Origin of the sequence: Lentilactobacillus rapi DSM 19907 = JCM 15042 (assembly GCF_001436255.1) — a bacterium.
In the GTDB taxonomy this organism is placed as follows: Bacteria; Bacillota; Bacilli; order Lactobacillales; family Lactobacillaceae; genus Lentilactobacillus; species Lentilactobacillus rapi.
The window spans coordinates 76,321-96,929 of record NZ_AZEI01000082.1 but is presented as its reverse complement, the minus strand read 5'-3'; the positions used below and the strand labels follow the sequence as shown (position 1 = coordinate 96,929).

At 43.8% G+C, this 20,609-nt stretch carries 18 protein-coding genes; 16 read left to right on the top strand and 2 right to left on the bottom strand.

Annotated elements, in window-relative coordinates; all coding sequences use genetic code 11:
- Window positions 1-175 precede the first annotated feature (175 nt).
- The 12 genes from FD12_RS12115 (at window position 176) to guaB (ending at window position 14,272) form a co-directional block, all read left to right on the top strand.
- A complete protein-coding gene (locus FD12_RS12115; protein WP_056983326.1) occupies window positions 176-1,324 on the top strand; it encodes a hypothetical protein in 1,149 nt (382 codons plus the stop codon).
- A 1,641-nt stretch (window positions 1,325-2,965) separates the two neighbouring features.
- Entirely contained in the window at window positions 2,966-3,802 is an 837-nt protein-coding gene (locus FD12_RS12110; protein ID WP_056983325.1) for an alkaline phosphatase family protein, read from the top strand.
- Between the two features lie 122 nt (window positions 3,803-3,924).
- Window positions 3,925-5,202, top strand: a complete 1,278-nt coding sequence (locus tag FD12_RS12105) for a NupC/NupG family nucleoside CNT transporter (RefSeq protein ID WP_056983324.1) — start codon at window positions 3,925-3,927, stop codon at window positions 5,200-5,202.
- A 30-nt stretch (window positions 5,203-5,232) separates the two neighbouring features.
- Window positions 5,233-6,546, top strand: a complete 1,314-nt coding sequence (locus tag FD12_RS12100; RefSeq protein WP_056983323.1) for an NCS2 family permease — start codon at window positions 5,233-5,235, stop codon at window positions 6,544-6,546.
- Between the two features lie 166 nt (window positions 6,547-6,712).
- Window positions 6,713-7,627: a ribonucleoside hydrolase RihC gene (gene rihC, locus FD12_RS12095; RefSeq protein ID WP_056983322.1), complete on the top strand. Its 915-nt coding sequence runs from the start codon at window positions 6,713-6,715 to the stop codon at window positions 7,625-7,627.
- 434 nt (window positions 7,628-8,061) lie between these two features.
- Entirely contained in the window at window positions 8,062-8,790 is a 729-nt protein-coding gene (gene rsmG, locus FD12_RS12090; protein WP_056983321.1) for a 16S rRNA (guanine(527)-N(7))-methyltransferase RsmG, read from the top strand.
- A 20-nt stretch (window positions 8,791-8,810) separates the two neighbouring features.
- The gene (locus FD12_RS12085; protein ID WP_054746845.1) at window positions 8,811-9,575 is read left to right on the top strand and encodes a ParA family protein; all 765 of its coding nucleotides are present in this window, start codon (window positions 8,811-8,813) and stop codon (window positions 9,573-9,575) included.
- Entirely contained in the window at window positions 9,568-10,452 is an 885-nt protein-coding gene (locus FD12_RS12080) for a ParB/RepB/Spo0J family partition protein (protein ID WP_056983320.1), read from the top strand. The genes FD12_RS12085 and FD12_RS12080 overlap by 8 nt, the downstream gene beginning before the upstream one ends.
- A 27-nt stretch (window positions 10,453-10,479) precedes the next feature.
- Window positions 10,480-10,665 (top strand): DUF951 domain-containing protein, encoded by a 186-nt coding sequence (locus FD12_RS12075; RefSeq protein WP_054746844.1) that lies wholly within the window; start codon window positions 10,480-10,482, stop codon window positions 10,663-10,665.
- Between the two features lie 23 nt (window positions 10,666-10,688).
- Window positions 10,689-11,789 carry a redox-regulated ATPase YchF gene (gene ychF / locus FD12_RS12070; protein ID WP_054746842.1) on the top strand — a complete coding sequence of 367 codons (1,101 nt, stop codon included), beginning with the start codon at window positions 10,689-10,691 and terminating at the stop codon, window positions 11,787-11,789.
- Between the two features lie 313 nt (window positions 11,790-12,102).
- On the top strand, window positions 12,103-12,807 hold the full coding sequence (locus tag FD12_RS12065) for a DUF1129 family protein (protein ID WP_056983341.1): 705 nt from the start codon (window positions 12,103-12,105) through the stop codon (window positions 12,805-12,807).
- A gap of 313 nt (window positions 12,808-13,120) precedes the next feature.
- Window positions 13,121-14,272 (top strand): IMP dehydrogenase, encoded by a 1,152-nt coding sequence (gene guaB, locus FD12_RS12060; RefSeq protein ID WP_056983319.1) that lies wholly within the window; start codon window positions 13,121-13,123, stop codon window positions 14,270-14,272.
- A 350-nt stretch (window positions 14,273-14,622) separates the two neighbouring features.
- Here the strand turns inward: guaB and FD12_RS12055 are convergent, their stop codons facing one another.
- Window positions 14,623-15,006 carry a hypothetical protein gene (locus FD12_RS12055; RefSeq protein WP_054746840.1) on the bottom strand — a complete coding sequence of 128 codons (384 nt, stop codon included), beginning with the start codon at window positions 15,004-15,006 and terminating at the stop codon, window positions 14,623-14,625.
- Between the two features lie 231 nt (window positions 15,007-15,237).
- Between FD12_RS12055 and FD12_RS12050 the strand changes: the two genes are divergently transcribed.
- Window positions 15,238-15,993, top strand: a complete 756-nt coding sequence (locus FD12_RS12050; RefSeq protein WP_056983318.1) for a matrixin family metalloprotease — start codon at window positions 15,238-15,240, stop codon at window positions 15,991-15,993.
- A gap of 180 nt (window positions 15,994-16,173) precedes the next feature.
- Here FD12_RS12050 and FD12_RS12045 read toward each other — a convergent pair whose 3' ends face one another.
- Window positions 16,174-16,779: a matrixin family metalloprotease gene (locus FD12_RS12045; RefSeq protein WP_056983317.1), complete on the bottom strand. Its 606-nt coding sequence runs from the start codon at window positions 16,777-16,779 to the stop codon at window positions 16,174-16,176.
- Between the two features lie 299 nt (window positions 16,780-17,078).
- On the opposite strand from FD12_RS12045, the gene FD12_RS12040 reads away from it, so the two are divergent.
- From FD12_RS12040 to croR, 3 genes are all read left to right on the top strand, one after another.
- Window positions 17,079-17,852, top strand: a complete 774-nt coding sequence (locus FD12_RS12040) for an NrtR DNA-binding winged helix domain-containing protein (RefSeq protein ID WP_225427265.1) — start codon at window positions 17,079-17,081, stop codon at window positions 17,850-17,852.
- Between the two features lie 109 nt (window positions 17,853-17,961).
- Complete coding sequence (locus FD12_RS12035; RefSeq protein WP_054746828.1) at window positions 17,962-19,389, top strand: nicotinate phosphoribosyltransferase; 1,428 nt, start codon at window positions 17,962-17,964, stop codon at window positions 19,387-19,389.
- A gap of 519 nt (window positions 19,390-19,908) precedes the next feature.
- Window positions 19,909-20,598, top strand: a complete 690-nt coding sequence (gene croR, locus FD12_RS12030) for a response regulator transcription factor CroR (protein WP_054746826.1) — start codon at window positions 19,909-19,911, stop codon at window positions 20,596-20,598.
- Window positions 20,599-20,609 lie beyond the last annotated feature (11 nt).

Below are 20,609 nucleotides of genomic sequence, written 5' to 3'. Positions count from 1 at the left end.
ATCTCCTCAGAATGATTTCAATCAAGTCTAAATATAACATTGATATATTACGAGAGATTTACACAATGGTGATAAATACATAACCAACTTGCCAAAACGCCTAAAGTACCTTACCATAAGATTATACATTTTTAAATATATTTAGAATGCACCCAAGTCAGGGGATAACAATATTATGAGGAATAACCTTAAGAGCCGATTGCCACTTTATGCAGCATCGTTTGCATTGGCAATGTTCGGACTTGGTATCCAGGGGAAAGCGGACGTAACGCCGCAGGATACAAGTCAAAAAGCAACTGTTCAGACTGAGGTCAAAACCGAAGCCAGTAGCAGTAGTGCAGCAGATACAGTTCATGATTCAAAAGCGGATGATTCGGTTTCATATAAAAATGCCGACAATAATCAAGTCAAGCCGACAGATGATTCATCCAGCAATCAGAATAGTAGTAGCGATAATAGTTCAGACAGCAAAGATTCAAGCCCATCTGACAGTAATAGTTCAAGTGACACGTCAACTGATTCGTCAGATTCGAAGGCCGATACTGGGGCTGCAACAGATCAAAAAGAATCGACGACCAGCTCCGATACAAGTGCTAAAGACACTGCGGCCAAGCAGGAAGATCCCGCTTCAAAGGATACGGCCAGCACTGATACAACCAACGATGCAGATAGCGATAACGATGCCACGGATGATGATACCAAATCTACTGGTAAGACCAGTAATTCTACCAAGGCGCCTGTTTCTCAAGCAATGATTGGCATTGGCAAGCAAGGAACCACAACAGAGGGCAGTACGGTTGATGACGTTTTGAAGACAATCATTGATGGCGTGCTCCCAAATGACCAGCCAGACGCTGGCAAGTCGAGTTCGACAACCAACACCCAGTCATCAAGTTCGGTGACGGCGACTCCTTTAACCGGAACGGCTGTTGTTTCAACTGATCAGAGCCAGTTTCCAGCCAACAAATCAAAGATTAAGAAACCAGTCACGAGCAAGGACTTGGCGAAAGCAAACTTTGCTGAAGTGGTGGTTGAAAGCGATGGCAGCAGCAAGACGAAGAGTAAGACCAAGCTGGTCACATTCGATACTTTCAGCAAGTCATTCTACAAGACGCTCAGTAATAAAAAAGTGAACGCCGGTAGATTAACACCCATCAATGGGGATAAGGTCACAATCACGACCCCAGTCTCGCATGTGAAGTATCTGATGCATGACAAGACCAGTGTTTCTGATATGTGGCCAATCATTGCGACAGTTGCTGTGATCGGGCTGGCCGGATTGTCATTCTTCGTGTTTGATCCACTCAAATTCTTGTTTAAGTAGTCTATAATTGGTCGGAAGGCATTTTTTCCAGCCAAACGGTTAAATAACGTGATATGAAGACCCATCGTTGGGAATCCTGAATCTGAGGATGCCTAATGACGGGCCTTTTTTGAGCTAGTAGCCCCCAATCTGCCCCCCATTTAAACAAAATGAAAAAGTTGAGAACTAATCCTTGCAAACGCTTCCAGATATGGTATTATATAGTCAAGGAAGGGAAAGGAAGTTCGAAGCATAGGGGTTTCACCTACTTTGAATGTTCTCTGATCCAAAGATTAATATGTTGGAATGTAACTAGATTATTTTCAAATGTTTCACAGTTTGAAATGACGGATGATTATTTTAAGTGTTAGAGTTTGAAAGTTTCAAGAAGTATTTAGGAACATGAAAGTTTAAGTATAAAGTATCAAGCACCATGTATTTGAATCATAATGTTTCATAAGTCTCAAGAGAGTTTCAAATGTTTAAGAGTTAAAATAACAAAATTAATTCAGGTGATTAAGTGTTTGAATATAATAAGTTTGGTTTCAAATGTTTATGCAACCTGAAGGCTCACTATTAATACCTGTTGGAGTAATTGAATTAGATTAACATTAAAGAGGTCGCTTGTAGTAAGCCAGATGGTTCCGCAGTCAAATTGATGAGATATCAAGTTGATACCAATTAGTTTCACGAAGAACCATTCGTTGATCGCACGGCAAATTTATCAAAAGTAAATTAAGAAACGTGATTAAAGTTTGCGGCAGATGGGTCAACAATTAGTTAAATTGAGGCGATAAAACATTAAATTATTTATGAAGTGGGTATTAACCCCGATAATCCCTTCCACATAGGATTTAAGCTCGTAGCATGTTAGAACGAGTTTAAATCCTATTTTTTTATGGCCTATGCGCAGCAAAGCGGTTAGGAATCGGAGTGTAAGTCTCCTCGAACAAAAATTCCGGTTTTGGGAATTTCTGTTCGAGGTGCTTACACGCAGATTCCTGCTTTGCGGAGCATCATTACTCTATGTAGCCAAGGGCTTACGTGTTGATTCCTGCTTTGCGGAGCATCATTATTCTATGTAGCCAAGGGTTTACATGCAGATTCCTGCTTTGCGGATCAGTCCGACTCAATGCAGCCAAGTGCCGATGTTCCAGTTTCTATTTGGAGGAGCAGTCCTGATGTCACAGGGATCGGGGCCGTCGGAGCCCATTATCACACTAACCATGCCAAAATCAAATTCCTCGAAAAGTCAGTCAATCTACTTAGCAAGTGGGTTCAAAATTTCACCCAAAATCCGATATCTTTGTTTGAATAACCTAAATGACATAGCCGACAAATACCTTAACAAATGTTCACCACCTATCTTAACAATCGTTCAACCATGTGAATTTCCTGAATTGTGAGGCTGGAGCGACATCGAACACCCCGTGCCACATTAGACTTTAAATCGTTAACAGTGTGAACTTATTTCACAATTTTAAACTTCTTTATTGTGGGGGCGAAGGATCTTTGCTATAATGAAAGCGCAATCAGAAAAGTAAAAGGTATTACCTGCCATTATTTCTGGCCATTTCAATTTACAATGTTCGTTTAATTGGGTATTCTATTCAGTAGAACTATTTCACATTTGGAAATCGAAACGGGGAAAAGGTGAATTCTATGGATTTTCGGCGGGTTATTGTTGTCGATCTATCAGCGCTTGGTGTCGGTGAGGCCAAGGACGCCAATGAATTTAATTCAGTTGGTGCCGATATGCTTGGCCACATTGCCAATAAAGTGGGGGGTCACTTTAAGTTACCAACCCTGAGCAAATTAGGCTTGGGGAATATTCGTTTTGGTGATCCGATCCTTGGGATTGCCCCCGTGGACGTGCCGATTGGCTACTTTGGCAAAGTTCAAATGGCAAGTAAAGGGTCCGACTTCAACTCTGGCTTGCGGGAAATGTTCGACTACCAATCTGATGTTAGAATTACCAGCTCTATTGACTCGGTCGTTTATAACGGCAAGGGGATTAACAAATCAATCGTCATCAGTAATTACGACAGCTACATATTTAACCAAGATTTAGCGACGATTCTCCCTGCGAATAGTGACGTTCGGGCATTTAGAGAATTGCATCAGCAGGCCAGCAGCTCAGGAAGCGGCTTGATCTACATGCGGACATTAGGGATTCAGGAGTGCTGCCGGCAAGCCGATATCGAAGGCTGTGCCAAATCGTTGCGCTACATGGACCAACAACTCGCCGAGCTGATCAACGAACTGCATTCAACGGATCTACTGCTGGTCACGTCCTCGTATGCCAACGATCCGACGTTCAGTACCACCCCGACGCGAGAATATCTGCCGCTGATTGCATACGTACCATCTAATCCTGATGGGAAATCACTGGGCATTCGGCGTTCATTTGCCGATGTGGCCGCAACAATCGCTGACATTTTCCATCTTGGTGCTTCGCCGAAGTTTCTTAGAAGCAGTTTTCTTGGTGAACTGGCATAGTTCATCGTATGATTATTTTGGGTTTAAACTTTAAAACCAATTTCGTCTTATAAGGAGGATAGTCGTCAGCTTTTGTTTCTAGCCATTTTTGTTTATAAATTCAGAAAAGAGGATTTAAGAATATGCAATTAACCTATTTGCTGGTTAACGTTCTTGGTATTGTTGTCTACCTTGGAATCGCGTTATTATTTTCAAATGCCAAGAAAAGTATTAACTGGCGTTCTGTAGCTGTTGTGTTAGTGATTAACCTTGTCTTAGCCTGGATCTTGACGAGTTTTGCTTGGGGCCGTGATGCCGTTAAGGCCGCAGCCGATGGATTTAACTGGCTGGTCCAAGTTGCTTATCAAGGGATCAATTTTGCGCTGCCTAACTGGGTAACCACTCAGTACGGTGGAACTGCTAAATCAATGAACTTTGTCACCAGTGCGTTACTGCCAATCTTGATGATTGTCCCATTGTTTGATACCTTGACATACATAGGTGTCTTGCCTTGGATCATCAAGTGGGTTGGCCGAGGACTTTCATTCATTACCGGCGCTCCTAAGTTTGAATCATTCTTCGCCGTTGAAATGATGTTCCTTGGTAACACTGAGGCACTTGCCGTTTCATCACTTCAATTAAAGCAAATGTCCGCAAAGCGTAACTTGACTTTGGCCATGATGTCAATGTCATGTGTTACGGCTTCAATCATTGGTGCTTATACCCAAATGGTTCCTGGTCAATACGTTTTGACCGCGATTCCATTGAACGTGTTAAACGCCTTGATTATTACAAGTATTTTGAACCCCGTTAAAGTCACTCCTGAAGAAGATACTATCGCTAAAATGGGTGGTAGTGGCACGAGTGAAGCAGCTGTTGAAGCTGGCGACGTTCAAGCCAACGGCAAACGGGAAACATACTTCTCATTCTTGGGTGATTCAATCCTTGGTGCCGGCCGTTTGATCTTAATCATTGCTGCTAACGTTATCGCCTTTGTTGCTTTAGCTGCCTTGATTGATAAGATTTTGGCCCTCTTCAATCCATGGTTATCATTGGAACACATCTTAGGAATCATCATGTTCCCATTTGCATGGTTAATGGGACTCGATGTCAGCCAAGCCTTCCAATTTGCTCAATTCATGGGAATGAAGTTGGTTACCAACGAATTCGTTGTTATGGGTAAGATTGCCGGGACAATCAACAACCTCAGCATCTTCCCAGCTCACTATCAAGCTCAATTGACTGTTTTCATCACTTCATTTGCCAACTTCTCAACCACTGGTATGATTATCGGTGCCTTCAAAGGCTTGGTTGACAAGGAAAAGAATGATTTGATCAGTAAGAACGTTTTGACAATGTTACTTTCAGGTATCTTGGTATCGCTGATGTCAGCTGGTATCGTTGGATTATTTGTTTGGTAATATCGAAAGTTAGAAAGTTAGGTTTTATTTTTGGATAAAAAGCAACAAGCTGAAGCCGTAGCCAACAAGCTGCGGCTTCGTGAGGCTATAAAAGATAAAGCACTCATTAAACGAGAGATCATTGCTGGAATTACCGGATTTTTCGCCATATCTTACATTATTATTGTGAATCCGGTTATTTTAAAAGATGCTGGGATCCCGGTTGACCTGAGCGTGTTTGCGACTATCATTTCTTCTCTGATCGGATGTTTAATCATGGGATTCTGGGCGAACGCACCAGTCATTTTGACACCGGGAATGGGGGTTAACGCCTTCTTCACCTACACGATTGTTGTCGCAATGGGGTTGTCATGGCAGGAAGCCTTAGCGATCTCAATTGTCTCAAGTGTGATCTATGTGATCGTTGCCTTTACCAAGCTCAGCGTTGTGCTGGCTAAGGGAATCCCGGAGACGCTTAAAGCAGGGATTACAGCTGGAATTGGGTTATTTCTGGTGGAAATTGGGCTTGAAAAAGCGCAGTTGATTCAGCAGGGTAAAAATTCCATTCTGGCACTGGGAAATCTCACGAATCCGGCAACTTTGCTGGCAATCTTTGGCCTGTTGATTACCTTGTTCTTATTTGTGCGCAACATCACCGGGGGCTTCTTCATTGGGATTCTGGTCACTTCGATTGTGGGGATCTTATTTGGCATTAAGGATCAAGCTTCGCCATCTGTTGGCATCGGTGATATTACCAAATACACGAACGTGCTTGCCAAGGGCGACTTTAGTCAGGCTTTCAGCATTCCGTTTATTTTGGCGGTATTCTCCATGACCATGATTTTGGTGTTTGAATCGATGGGGTTGCTGGAAGGCATTATGCCCAACCCTAAGAAATTCAAAAAAGCGTTTGAGGCCAGTTCAGTGACCAGCTTTCTTTCCGGCATTCTTGGAACCAGTCCAACGGTTGCCGCTGCCGAAAGTGCTTCTGCCATCGAAAGCGGTGGCCGGACTGGGCTAACTGCGATCGTGACTGGCGTGATGTTTGGCTTATCGCTGTTCTTTATCCCATTACTGTCATTTGTACCTCAGGCGGCCATTTCACCCGTCATTATCATCACGGGTGCGTTGATGATGAACCAACTCAGCCGGATTAACATGTTCGACTTTTCAGATTGGTTCCCCGCATTCCTGATTGTGGTGATTATCCCGTTTACTTCCAGCATTTCAACTGGATTGGCATTTGGGTTTGTGACCTATCCACTATTGAAGATCGCTGCCGGCCGGCAAAATGAACTGACGATTCCAACGTATGTTTTGGGTGCTTTGTTTCTCTGTGATCTCATTTTAAGTGCATTACTATAGTGCATGTTTGGTTATTTGAGATTAACATGAGAACTGGGAATGACATTGTCGTTTAGGATGTCGTTGCCATTATTAATCGTTATCAAAGAAAGCGAACAGATTCAGGATTGTTCGCTTCCTGTTGCTAAAAAATTGTAAGCGTTTGATATAAGGAGGAGTTTGAACAATGACGATTAAAATTATCATGGATACTGATCCGGGAATTGACGATGCCGCTGCTTTAACGATGGCATTAAATGATCCTCAAATTGATTTGAAATTGATCACCAGTGTTGCCGGCAATGTGACTGTTGACAAGACGACCAAGAATGCCCAGAAGATTGTCCGGTTCTTCAACAAGCAGGTGCCAGTCGCTGCCGGTGCTAAACAACCACTGATCAAAGAATTCGAAGACGCTGCCAGAATTCACGGTGAATCAGGGATGCCTGGCTATGATTTTCCTGAGGACTTGCCAAAGCCACTTGATGTGAGTGCCGTTGAGGCTTTGCGGGACGCCATTATGAGTAGTGACGAAAAGATCACCTTGGTCCCAACCGGTTCGTACACCAACGTTGCCTTACTATTCAGTGAATATCCTGAAGTGAAGGATCACATTGAACGGATTGTTGCCATGGGTGGCTCCCTCGGCAAGGGCAATATGACCAGTGCCGCTGAATTTAATGTCTTCACTGACCCAGACGCTGCCCGCATCATGTACAACTCCGGGATTCCAATCACGATGGTCGGTTTGGACATTACCATGAAGGCGTTATTGACGCCAGATTCATTGGCAAAATTGGAAACCATGAACGAAACTGGCAAGATGCTTCACGATATCATCATCAATGATGGCGATAATAGCGACAAGGGGATTGCCATGCACGATGTCAACACAATCTTCTATCTGCTTCACCCAGAAGCAATTAAGACGGAGAAAATGTGGATCGATATTGTCACAGATGGCCCAGCCATTGGTGAAACGGTTGGTGACATTCGCGGAGCTTACCACGATGGCAAGACCAATGCCAATGTTTGTGTGGATATTGACGCGGAAGCATTTAATAAGTGGTTCTTGGAAGAAGTTTCGAAGATTCAGAAATAAGAGTGGGGCGAAAGCCGATTTGATCCCAGAATTTAAGTGAAAAAAGTAATGCATTCTGATTGGTGGGATGCATTACTTTTTTGGCTTAAATGGCAGGGATCAGCCGTTTGTCGCAGGTTTTATCAATGTAAAAAGGGCAAGCCAAGCTGCATTTATAAACGCTTTGCCAACTCATGTCTTAGATTGTTTGTTGGCTTAAATGGCAAAAATTTGCTTTTATCTAAGTTGCTATGGCGATCTAAGTGAATGATCATCGATTGGAAATTAGGAGATGTCGTTGTCTCTTTTTATTTTCCAAAATTAAAGTCATCAATTATCATCCGCCCATTATCAGAATAATTAATGTGTTCAAACACCTTGTCATATAAGCGATTTTAAGTTAAAGTATAATAAGACGTGAAACAGATTGTTTCACACACTGGGAGAAATAATAAATGAACAACGATCAATTTTTAAAAGCTCTTTTGGATAAAGGTATCGAAGTTACTGACAAGCAGATGAGTCAGTTCGATGCCTATTTTAAGCTGTTGGTGGAAGTTAACGAGCATGTTAACCTTACGACAATTACAGAAAAATCAGCCGTTTATTTAAAACATTTCTATGATTCAATAACGCCTGCTTTTTTTGTTTCACAGATTCAAACAGACCCTTTGACGATTTGTGACGTTGGTGCAGGGGCAGGATTTCCGTCAATTCCGCTGAAAATATTATTTCCACAACTTAAGGTGACGATTGTTGATTCCTTGAATAAGCGCATTAATTTTCTCAAAACATTGATTGAAACCCTTGGGCTCGATGACGTTGAGCTCTACCATGCGCGTGCCGAGGAATTTGGTGGCAAAAAGTCGCCTCACCGTCAGAGCTTTGACATTGTGACTGCCCGGGCCGTTGCTCGAATGACAGTGTTGAGTGAATTGTGCTTACCGTTAGTCAAAAAAGGCGGCAAATTAATCGCCATGAAGGCTACCAAAGCTGAGGATGAGTTAACCGATGCCAAGGCTGCCATTCAGCTTTTGGGCGGTCAAGTCAGCGATGATTATGAATTCACCCTGCCAATTTCTGATGAACTTAGGCATATCATCGTGATTGATAAGGTTAAGGATACCCCTAAAAAATATCCACGAAAGCCAGGAACTCCCAACCGGGAGCCACTGATAAAATAAACGATAAGGAGGGATGACTAATGGCGTATGTGATTTCACTTGCCAACCAAAAAGGCGGTGTCGGTAAGACCACGACTGCTGTGAATTTAGGTGCCGGCATGGCTTCGTTGGGCAAAAAAATTCTGCTGGTTGATGCCGATGCGCAGGGAAATGCCACCAGCGGCGTTGGGATTTCAAAGGCAGACATCAAAAAAGATATTTATGACGTCTTGGTTAATGAAGAACCAATGAAAGAAACGATCACCCATACTTCTCACGAAGGCTTGGATATCGTGCCGGCCACGATCCAATTGTCTGGTGCTGAAATCGAATTGACACCACAAATGGCTCGGGAAACCCGCTTAAAGGCCGCATTGGATGCCGTTAAAGATCAATACGATTTTGTGTTGATCGATTGCCCACCATCACTTGGGCTGATCACGGTCAATGCATTTACGGCCAGCGATTCAATTCTAATTCCGGTCCAAAGCGAGTATTATGCCTTGGAAGGGCTCAGTCAACTGTTGAATACCATTGACCTGGTTCGCAAGCATTTCAATCCAAACCTGAAAATCGAAGGTGTTCTCTTAACTATGTTTGATGCCCGCACCAATTTGGGTGAGCAGGTTAATGCGGAAGTCCGGAAGTATTTCAAGGATGAAGTCTACGACACAATCATTCCCCGCAACGTTCGTTTGTCCGAGGCACCAAGTTATGGTTTGCCAATTATGGATTACGATCCCAAATCAAAGGGCGCAGAAAAATATATGAAGTTGGCGAAAGAGGTGCTGGCAAATCATGGCTAATAAGAAGAAACCCACTGGGCTGGGAAAGGGCATTGAGGCCCTTTTCCAGGATAATAATGTTGATACCAGTAAGGAAGATGTCATTGACATAAAAGTCAGCGAAATCAAGCCTAATCCATACCAGCCGAGACACCGATTTGATGAGAAGGCTCTTCAGGATTTAGCTGTTTCCATCAAGAATTCTGGGGTGTTCCAACCGATCATTGTTCGTCAACCCGATCCAGAAGTGGATTCTTATGAATTGCTGACGGGTGAACGGCGACTACGGGCTTCCAAGATTGCCAAGCAAGCCACGATCCCGGCAATTGTTCGGGACGCGACTGAAGAACAAATGATGGAAATCGCTGTAATGGAAAACTTGCAGCGAGAGGATTTAACCACCCTTGAAGAAGCTGAAGCGTATAATATGTTGATGACCAGACTTGACCTGACGCAAGCTCAAGTGGCGTCAAGATTAGGAAAGAGCCGGCCATACATTGCCAACTATCTGCGAATCCTGGGATTACCCTCAGAAGTGAAGGATCTCTTGGAAGATAACAAGCTGTCAATGGGCCAGGCCCGCACGTTGTTATCAGTTAATAACAAACAGGATTTGATTAAGTTGGCCAAGAAATCCGTCGCTGAATCCATGACGGTTCGTCAGTTGGAACAAGCAGCTGCCAAGATTAACGGCAAAAAGGGTGCCAAGAAGAAAAAGGCTCCTCGTAAGTCACCGTTTGTCAGGGAATCCGAAGGTCAACTTCAAGAAAAATTTGGGACTCAAGTTTCGATCGTCAATTCTTCCCGGAAAAAGGGGAAGGGTAAGATTGAGATTGAATACGGGTCAGTCGATGATTTGAACCGGTTGCTTGAGATGTTTGGTGTGAATCTGGATTAGTTTTTAAAATAGAAAGAGGTTGTTAGGATGTATGACCTTCACGATATTGTCGAAATGAAAAAGCCTCATCCATGTGGCACCAATCGCTGGGAGATCATTCGGATGGGCGCCGACATTAAAATTCAGTGCACTGGTTGTGGGCACATTGTGATGATGCCCCGCCGTGAATTTGATCATAAATTAAAGAAACTACTGGAAAAAGCTGAAAAATAAACTGAAAGAAGAGTTGTTAAGTTATGTCACTAACTGCAGGAATCGTTGGATTACCAAACGTCGGCAAGTCGACACTTTTTAATGCGATTACCAAGGCCGGAGCGGAAATGGCCAACTATCCATTTGCGACGATTGATCCTAATGTGGGGATGGTTGAAGTTCCCGACAAACGGTTGGATCGGATTCAAGAATTAATTCCAGCCAAAAAGGTGGTACCAACCACGTTTGAATTTACCGATATCGCTGGGATTGTTAAGGGTGCCAGCAAGGGTGAAGGACTTGGAAATAAGTTCCTGGAAAATATCCGCCAAGTTGATGCCATTGTCCACGTTGTCCGGGCTTTTGATGATGACAATATCACCACTGTCACGGGAAAAGTGGACCCAATCGATGATATCGAAACCATCAATTTGGAGCTGGGCATTTCTGATCTAGACGCCGTTAATAAGCGTTTGGGCAAAGTTCAACGGGCTGCCAAGGGTGCTGATAAAGAAGCCAAGGCCGAACTCGCTGTGCTTGAAAAGATTAAGCCAGTCCTTGAAGACGGCGGCTCTGTTCGGTCAATTGATTTTGACGAAGACGAACAAAAGATTGTGAAGGGGTTGTTCTTGTTAACCAGCAAGCCAGTCCTGTACGTTGCCAATATTGCCGAAGATGACATGGCTGACCCTGAGAATTCAAAGTACTTTGGCGTGATCAAAGACTTTGCCGACAAGGAAGGTGCCCAAGCCATCGCGGTGGCTGCAGAACCCGAAGAAGAAATTGCTGAGTTGGACGATGCCGAAAAGAAAGAATTTTTGGAGGCAGAGGGTGTAAAAGAGCCAGGGTTAAACCGGCTTATTCGCGCCTCATACCGACTTTTAGGCTTGGAAACATTCTTCACTGCAGGTGGCAAAGAAACTCGTGCCTGGACGTTTAAGAAGGGTACAAAGGCCCCTCAAGCAGCCGGGATCATCCATTCCGATTTTGAACGGGGCTTTATCAGAGCAGAAATTATGGCTTTTGAAGACTTGGATAAGTACGAGACCCCAGCAGCGGTCAAAGATGCAGGTAAGCTGCGTCTTGAAGGCAAAGATTATGTGATGCAGGATGGGGATATTGTGGAATTTAGGTTCAATGTCTAGAGTGCGAAACCAAGCGGTTAAGAATCGGAGTGTAAGTCTCCTTTGAAAGAAATTCCTGGGTTTGGAATTTTTTTCAAAGGTGCTTACACGCAGATTCTTGCTTGGTGCAGCACATTTCCACCATGTAGCAGGAGGTGCTTACACGCAGATTGCTGTTTAGTGAAACACGCTTTGACCATGTGGTTAACAAAGCGTTGTCCACCAATCACATCAGAATTTGAGATCGATGTCAGAAGTGCCTCAGTACTTATTTCCAGTCAACTATTAAGGAGCGAAACAAGTGAGTAGTAATAATGATGAAACAAAACAAAATATGAGTGTGCGTGAAAAAAATGCGCACGTTCATCAAGATCGGGATCGGTCTGCCAAAATTCTCCATTCCCAATTTGATAACATTGGATTAACCAAACGTAATTCTGAATATATGTACAAGTTTAATCAGGCCCTGGCCGGCACAAAGTTGACGGCTGCCCAAAAGACTGAAACGATCAATAAGATGGTTCAGGAATTACTTGAGGGTCAAAAATCAGGCAAGACTGCCCGGAATATGTGGGGAACCGTTGAAGAACGGATTCAATTTATTGTGAACCCACCTAAGCGTAAACCGGATCCAAAACGGGATTATTGGCCAAATGCGGGCTACAATGCGTTGCTATTCTTCATGATCTTTACATTCATGTACGGTATTATTAGCTTCTTCCCCGCCAAAAATGGTCCTCAACCCGTCATGGGAATCACTGGAATCATTTTGAGTGCAGCAATTGCTGGTGTCGGTATTCCATTAGTGACGATGATGTTTACACCGGGCGTTAAGCACAAATACTCCATCTGGATTCGAATTGTGATTATGATTCTATTCGTTGTTGTTTGGATGGGAATCTTTACTGGCGCTGCAATGCTACCGGCTGTGATCAACCCGGCCCTAAACCGTTATGCCTATATCGCCCTTGGCTTGCTAAGTGCCGGCGGTTCATGGTGGTACAAACGAAACTTCAATATCACGGGTGGTCTGTTCTAAAGGTTACACCCCAAAAATTGCTCAAAACCTGCTTGGTAGACAGTCATACCAGCAGGTTTTGTTTTATCCAGGTAAAACACGAACGTTAAGATTCTGGTCCTTCAAATTGATTGCAGAAATCGGAAATTAATTCGGATAAAGTCCTTTAACTATTTGAAAAGTTCGTGTATAATCGATAACAACTTTTAAGAACCCGTTGCTTCGTAATTGGCCTATTCATGAGACAACGATGAGATTTTGGTAAAGATCGTTGCTTGTTTTGAATGAACATGATATGTTACTAAGCAACCTAAAAAATAAAGGAGCGAGATAGATGGTTAGTTGGGATAGTAAGTTCGGTAAAAAAGGCTTGACGTTTGATGATGTGCTGTTGATTCCTGCAGCGAGTGATGTATTACCAAATGATGTGGATCTATCAGTACAATTGGCTGACAATTTGAAGTTGAATGTTCCTTTCATCAGTGCCGGAATGGACACTGTTACCGAATCAAAGATGGCGATTGCTTTGGCAAAGCTCGGTGGCCTTGGCGTTGTTCACAAGAATCTCAGTATCGAAGCACAGGCTGGTGAAGTTGCAAAGGTTAAGGCAGTCAAAAAGACCGCAGATACACCTAAAGCCGCTGTCGACAAGAACGGCGCATTATTGGTTGCTGCTGCTGTTGGGGTTTCCGCCGATACATTTGATCGCGCTTCAGCCTTGCTCAAAGCTGGTGCCGATGCAATTGTGATTGATACCGCCCATGGCCATTCCGCTGGTGTTCTAAGAAAGATCGCCGAAATTCGTGACCACTATCCCGATACAACCTTAATCGCTGGTAACGTTGCAACCGCAGCTGGTACCGAAGCTTTATACCAAGCTGGTGTTGATGTTGTCAAAGTTGGAATTGGCCCTGGCTCAATTTGTACGACTCGAGTTGTTGCCGGTGTCGGAGTTCCGCAGATAACTGCCGTTTATGACGCTGCTTCAGTTGCTCGAAAATGGGGCAAGCCGATTATTGCCGATGGTGGAATTCAATACTCTGGCGATATCGTCAAGGCTCTTGCCGCTGGTGGCACCGCTGTGATGCTTGGTAGCATGTTAGCCGGTACCGAAGAAGCTCCTGGCGATGTTTACGAAGAAAATGGCAAGAAATACAAATCATACCGTGGCATGGGGAGTGTAGCTGCGATGGAACAACAGCATGGTTCAGCTGACCGTTACTTCCAAGGCGGTGTGAGCGAAGCCAACAAGTTGGTTCCTGAAGGTATCGAAGGTGAAGTTGAGTACAAAGGCAGCATCAACGACATCGTCTTCCAAATGGTTGGCGGCCTTCGTTCAGGAATGGGTTACACAGGTTCCGCAACCGTGAAAGATCTCAACGACAACGCACAGTTTGTTGAAATTTCCAATGCTGGCTTGCGTGAATCACATCCGCATGATATTACGATTACTAAGAAAGCACCTAATTACGAACCTGAAAACTAATTGGGGTTTAAGAGAAGTGAGAGATTGGGACGAAAGGCGATTTGATCCCAGAATTTAAGTGAAAAAAGTAATGCATTCTGGTTTTGGAATGCATTACTTTTTTTGCTTAAATGACGGGGATCAGCCGTTTGGCGCAAGTTTTGTCAATATAAGCAGGGAAAGCTAAGTTGCATTGATAAACACTTTGCAGGCTGATGCCTCAGCCTTTTTTCCCTTAACTGGCGGGGATCCGCCAGTGGCCACAAGCTTTTCAGCCAACAATTAATCTAACATAAAAGGGGATCCTGATTAAAATCAATGACGAATTTAATCAGGGTCCCTTTAAATAATGCCTTCAATTCATTAATGCTTTAACAGCCAACAGCAATCTTATGGGCGTCAACCCAGCCACGGACATTATTTTGTGTGTTGATGACATAAATATAAATGCCCTGATGTGGAGACTTCTTGATAACTGCTCGTTTGATAGAAATTACCGGTAGATAGTCGGCGTCGCTATCGACATGGTACACAACTTTACTAAAACGAAGGTTATTATAAATATTTGCGTTATTACTCACGAAGACATTGCTCTTTTGAAGACGGGTTATCTGAACAGACCGAGTTGTCCGAATCGCTGAGCGACTGACTGGCTTGGCCTCAACTTGTTTCGTACCGAAAGCGACGGATGTCCCCATCGATGCGATTAGGGTCACGATCATGAATTTAATACTGTTGCGATCTTTATAGGTCATAGCAGCTCCGTCCTTTCTTAAATTAACTTTCCAACAATAGTATAACATCACGGTACACAATTTACTTAAAAAACGAGAATATATCAATTGACAAATGGCACAATTTGTTCAGAAAATCGATAAGGAATTTTTAGCATATATATTCTCGAAAATATAATGCTTTTATCATATAATGTAACTGAATTTAGGTTGCCTCGATTGATCTGTAACCCGTTTGGGGAGGCGTTGAATGTGTTCAAAAAGATTATGATCGTGATACAAGCATTTTTATTAATGATGCTCGTTTGGGTTGGCTTGTCTACTATAACGGTTTTGGCTGCAGCGCCGATCACTCCCCACGGAACAGCGCGATTTTCAAGTGCTACCGCCACGATCAATATTTCACATAATTCGACAAAATACAAACGTATTTGGGAGCGGGCAATTCAGGCTTGGAACCGAACTGGCGCTTTCACATTTGTGATGACGAAATCAAAAGCGATGGTGTCGGCCGCAACCGATACCAAACTTGGCGCCGATTATGCCGGCATGGCGTGCGTTACGGTCAACAAACAGGGATATCTCAGTCACGTCGATATCAAAATCAATCCGGTAACGTTTAAGATTTTTAAGTATTCAACCAATGAGATGGTCAACGTCGCCGAACATGAACTGGGTCATGCAATGGGATTGAATCACAATTCGAACCGTGCCAGTGTCATGTATCCTGCTAACCGTTATTATAGTGTCCAGCGGGTGGACATCGAGGGGGTTAACCGTTTCTACAAATCTCAGGCTAATATGGTTAAATTGCCTGATCGGACCGGAATTTTCATGGATCCAGCCACCGACAGTCGATCAAAAGTTCTGTTCGATCGCTTCGATTCATTGTCGTTTGCGACCTTCAAACATACGCCATTGGAACTCGAAACGAAACTGAATTTGGTGGCATGCATACAGGATGAACAAATATTTTTGGAGAAGCTGGCTTATATTTATCCTGTTTAAAAAGCTTTTGACGTTGAATATAAGTTAAACAAATAGCGCAGTCATTCTAATAACCTTGGAATGATTGCGCTATTTATTTAATGTCGTGATTAGCTGAGGTCCAATTTCTTTTCTGAGTTGAGCGCTTCATTGTTTGATTAGTATGCAAGTGATGCCAACACCCACGTTGTTACTTATCGCTCACTTAACATTGACCGGGTCTCTAAAGAGAATCTTCTTATTTCGCATCGAAACGCGATCCATTTGAGTTGCGTATAATTGCTGAACACTTTGAGTATCAACCTTTTGAATACTATAATAACGGTTAGCAGCGAACATCACGCTGGCACGGTTGGGATTATGGAGAAGGCCAATTGCGTGACCTAACTCATGTTCGGCCACGTTGACCCTTTCAGATGTCGAGTAGTCGTACACATCCAGCGTTTGCGGGTTGAGCTCACTGGTAACTGACTGCATGTAACCATCGCTGCCAGTGGTGATATAGGTCATGCCCGTGAAGCTGCCGCCCAAGCCTGTATTGGTGCTGGCGTTAATTTGGGCGCTCGAATCCGATGTAAGGGTAAACTCAAATACCCCGGTTCGATTCCACGCCTTAACCGCTTTATTCCAAATTTTTTGGTATTTAGCCGAATTGTTTGAGGTGTTAATTGTGGCTGTAGCTGATGCCCATCTGGCCGTGCCATGTGGTGTCATTTGGGCAGCAGCAGAAACGGTGATTGAACTAACTATAAATAATGCGGTTATCATGATAATCGCACTGCTAATTTTAATGAGTTTTTTGAGCACGAGGAACACTTCCTTCGGCTAATCAAACGAATACTAACAACCTGATTGAAATCAATATAAATTGATAGATATAAACCTACCAATATAACTATTTCATTCTATTGTCATTATAATCTGAAGAAGTTTGATAAACAATGAATTAGGCTTTCGGTAATCCGATGCCCTGTGAAACGTTGGCTTAGCGGTTGATACCGGTTACAAGCTGGATTTGTAGGTAAAGTGTTTTAATATTGCTTGGTTATTTTGTGAAAGTGTTCTATATTTGTTATATATCATCTTTAATAAATGGAGGAATTCCGGTGGCGACTACTAACGTTCTTGAACAACCCTATATTAATATCACCAACATCATCTGGAGCTTCGATCACGCAACCAACCAGGTGAACATTTTGCTAGTCAAACGTGATAATGCCCCGTACAGAAATTTTTGGGCGCTGCCAGAAACATTTATGAGATTTCAAGAAAGTGCTGACGATGCGGCACTGCGATTGGTCAAAGAAAAAATCGGCATGGAATTATCGGATAGTCATACGGAGCAGTTGGCAACCTTTACCAACAAGCTGCGGACACCCGGTTCACGGGCATTGTCTTTGGCATACATGACGTTTCTACCAGATAAGCCGGAACTCAAGGCGGGGTATGGCGCTGCCGACGCCCGTTGGTTTGCGATGGGATACACCGAACAGCGGTACCGGTTTTCAAATGGCAACCTCTCATTTGAAACTGCCAGGGATGTGAGCGAAACGACCTATTATGAACAATTTGCGACCAATCAGGCACATCCGGATCAGCATCTGGCCTACGATCACGAATGGATCCTTAAAATTGCTTGCGATCGAATCCGCAACAAGCTTGACTACCAGCCGAATATTTTGCTAGTACTGGGGGCAACGTTCACGTTGAAGGATGCCCGGCTTGTATACTCACCATTTCTAAAAACGCCGGTCAATGAGATTGATAATTCGAATTTTAAAAAGAGTCATCGGAAGTTGTTTACCGATATCGGAACAACGGCTGCCAAGCGACCAGGCCGTCCGGCACGTTTATACAAGCTGGCCTACATTGGGGCTTGAATTAATTGCCAATTGGCGTTAATGTGTAATAAAAGTTTTGAATACTTTTATTTAGGCTAATAAAAGTTAATTTTACTTAAATTTAGCGAATTAAAAAGAAGGATGACTTATGGATAATTTATCAATGTTGACGGACTTGTATGAACTTTCGATGGCAAATGGCTACCAACAAACGATTCCTGACGAAGAAGGGGTCTTTGATGTCTTCTTCCGCAAGGTACCAGATAAGGGGAGCTTTGTCGTGGTTGCCGGCCTCCAACAGGTTGTCGAAGGATTGCGCAACTTCCATTTTGACCAAAGTGATATCAATTACCTACGTTCCTTGGGATTGTTCAAAGAAGACTTCTTGGATTATTTGAAGAATTTCCATTTTGACTGCCAGGTATCGGCTATCCCTGAAGGCACGCCAGTCTTTCCACGAGAACCACTACTGACAATCCGCGGCCCGCTGTTACAGACTCAGTTGTTTGAAACGATGGTCCTCAACTTGATGAACCATCAATCACTGATTGCCACTAAAGCTCGTCGAATTACGTACGCTGCTGGCAAACGACCGGTGATGGAGTTCGGTGCCCGCAGAGCTCAGGGCCCAAGCAGTGCAACGTATGGTGCCCGGGCAGCTGTAATTGGCGGCTGCTCCAGCACGTCCAACGTTTTGGCCGCTAAGAAGTTTGGCATTCCAGCTGCCGGCACCATGGCCCATGCCTGGATTGAAGCCTTTCCGGATGAGTTGACCGCCTTTGAAAAATGGGCTGACGTCTATCCAGATACCGCAGCGTTGTTGGTTGATACTTACGACGTCTTGAAGTCTGGGGTTCCAAATGCGATTAAAGTATTTAAAAAGCTCAAGGCAAGTGGTCACAAGCCGGTCGGCATCCGCATCGATTCAGGCGATATTACCCAGTTAGCCCGTGGTGCCCGTAAGCTCCTCGATGATGCCGGCTTCCCAGAAGTGAAGATTACTGCTTCAAACGCGTTGGATGAACACGTTGTGATGTCCTTGCTGAATGAAGGCGCTCCTCTGGATAATTTCGGAATCGGTGAAAATTTGATCACCAGTGCTTCGTCGCCTGTTTTGAGTGGGGTTTATAAATTGGCTGCCGTTTCAGATGGCGGCAAACTCGTTCCGAAGATTAAAGTGAGTGCCAGTCGTGAAAAGGTGACCCTGCCAGGCTTGAAACAAGTTTATCGATTATATCACCATGGGACTAAGCGGGCATTTGCCGATGTGATCGCATTGAAAGATGAAACGTTGAATGATCAATTAGATGTCGTGAAGGCAAACCCGTTGGCTACAAAACGGGATCAGTTCCTAACAGATTTTGATGCGGTCCCTCTTCAAGAGGCTGTTTTAGATGGTGAAAAGCTTAAAGCGGATTTACCGGATGTTTTCGAGATTCAAAAGCACAGTAAAGCATTATTAAGCGAATTACCTTCCACCACCCAACGATTGGTCAACCCCGACGAATTCCCAGTGTATGTGACCCATGCGTTGGATCAAATGCAGGAGAAGCTGCTGGAAGCCCAGGGAAAGTAGAATAGTGATGGTTTGAGCCGCTGACTTGGGTTGGTGGCTTTTTTGTTATGCTCAGAATGCTAACCGCCTGGACTCGCGCACTTTTTAGGACAGCTGCGTAAAGCAGAAACTTCCTCCTAAGCACCTTCGGCAAAAATCCCAAAACAAGGGATTTCTGCCGAAGGAGACTTAGGCTCCAGTTTCTAACCGCTTTACTCCGCTCACTTATTAGGACCGCTCCTCCAGGCAGCAACCTGCACATAAGCACCTAATCCAAAAATCCCCAGAACCGGGATTTCCGGATTAGGCGACTTATGCTCCGATTGCTAACCGCTTGGACTCGCGCACTTTTTAAGGAACATTTAAGTTTATCTTGATATTCTGATTTGCATTGGGAAACCGGTGGGCACACAGTATAATTACCTGTAAGTTGTCCTTTAATCTAAAAAGTGTAAAATCTATGTTGAATTATTAACTTGAATCAATTACCTATAAATTATTTGAAATTGGAATTTAAATCAGAATGAGGTATAACAAACCATGAAAATTTTAGTTGTCGATGATGATAAAGAAATCGCTCAGTTACTTGAAATCTACATCCGAAATGAAGGCTACGAGCCAGTTTCTGCTTATAGCGGCAAAGAAGCCTTGACTCGGCTGCGGACCGAATCTGACATTGGATTGATGATTTTGGATATCATGATGCCCGGCATGAGCGGAATTGAAGTCATCAAAGAAGTTCGCAAGGATTCTCAGATTCCGATTATCATCTTGTCAGCCAAAACCGAAGACATGGATAAAATTCAGGGCTTGATTAGTGGCGCTGACGATTACGTCACCAAGCCATTCAATCCACTAGAAGTCATGGCCCGGGTTAAGTCGTTACTGCGGCGAACCGAGGAACATGTTACCAACGATACCCCAGACGTTTTGGATATCGGTCCCTTGACCATCAACAAGGATTCTCACGAAGTTAAAACGATCACGGGTACGCCGATTCAACTGACTGCCTTGGAATTTGGAATTCTCTACCTGTTGGCCAGCCATCCCAACCGGGTCTTTTCGGCGGACGAAATTTTTGAACGGGTTTGGCGACAGGAAAGTATCGTTTCCGCCAAGACGGTCATGGTTCATGTGAGTCACTTACGAGATAAGATTGAGGAAGCTACCAACGGCGAAAAAGTCATCCAAACCGTTTGGGGCGTTGGCTACAAGATCGAATCACACTAATTTTGAAGAGG

Excerpts from the sequence above, each read along its gene's own strand:
- rihC (WP_056983322.1), top strand. The coding sequence starts at position 6,713 with ATGACGATTAAAATTATCATGGATACTGATCCGGGAATTGACGATGCC.
- rsmG (WP_056983321.1), top strand. The coding sequence starts at position 8,062 with ATGAACAACGATCAATTTTTAAAAGCTCTTTTGGATAAAGGTATCGAA.
- FD12_RS12065 (WP_056983341.1), top strand. The coding sequence starts at position 12,103 with ATGAGTGTGCGTGAAAAAAATGCGCACGTTCATCAAGATCGGGATCGG.
- guaB (WP_056983319.1), top strand. The coding sequence starts at position 13,121 with ATGGTTAGTTGGGATAGTAAGTTCGGTAAAAAAGGCTTGACGTTTGAT.
- croR (WP_054746826.1), top strand. The coding sequence starts at position 19,909 with ATGAAAATTTTAGTTGTCGATGATGATAAAGAAATCGCTCAGTTACTT.
- FD12_RS12105 (WP_056983324.1), top strand. The coding sequence starts at position 3,925 with ATGCAATTAACCTATTTGCTGGTTAACGTTCTTGGTATTGTTGTCTAC.
- FD12_RS12115 (WP_056983326.1), top strand. The coding sequence starts at position 176 with ATGAGGAATAACCTTAAGAGCCGATTGCCACTTTATGCAGCATCGTTT.
- FD12_RS12085 (WP_054746845.1), top strand. The coding sequence starts at position 8,811 with ATGGCGTATGTGATTTCACTTGCCAACCAAAAAGGCGGTGTCGGTAAG.
- FD12_RS12035 (WP_054746828.1), top strand. The coding sequence starts at position 17,962 with ATGGATAATTTATCAATGTTGACGGACTTGTATGAACTTTCGATGGCA.
- ychF (WP_054746842.1), top strand. The coding sequence starts at position 10,689 with ATGTCACTAACTGCAGGAATCGTTGGATTACCAAACGTCGGCAAGTCG.
- FD12_RS12075 (WP_054746844.1), top strand. The coding sequence starts at position 10,480 with ATGTATGACCTTCACGATATTGTCGAAATGAAAAAGCCTCATCCATGT.
- FD12_RS12110 (WP_056983325.1), top strand. The coding sequence starts at position 2,966 with ATGGATTTTCGGCGGGTTATTGTTGTCGATCTATCAGCGCTTGGTGTC.
- FD12_RS12055 (WP_054746840.1), bottom strand. The coding sequence starts at position 15,006 with ATGACCTATAAAGATCGCAACAGTATTAAATTCATGATCGTGACCCTA.
- FD12_RS12080 (WP_056983320.1), top strand. The coding sequence starts at position 9,568 with ATGGCTAATAAGAAGAAACCCACTGGGCTGGGAAAGGGCATTGAGGCC.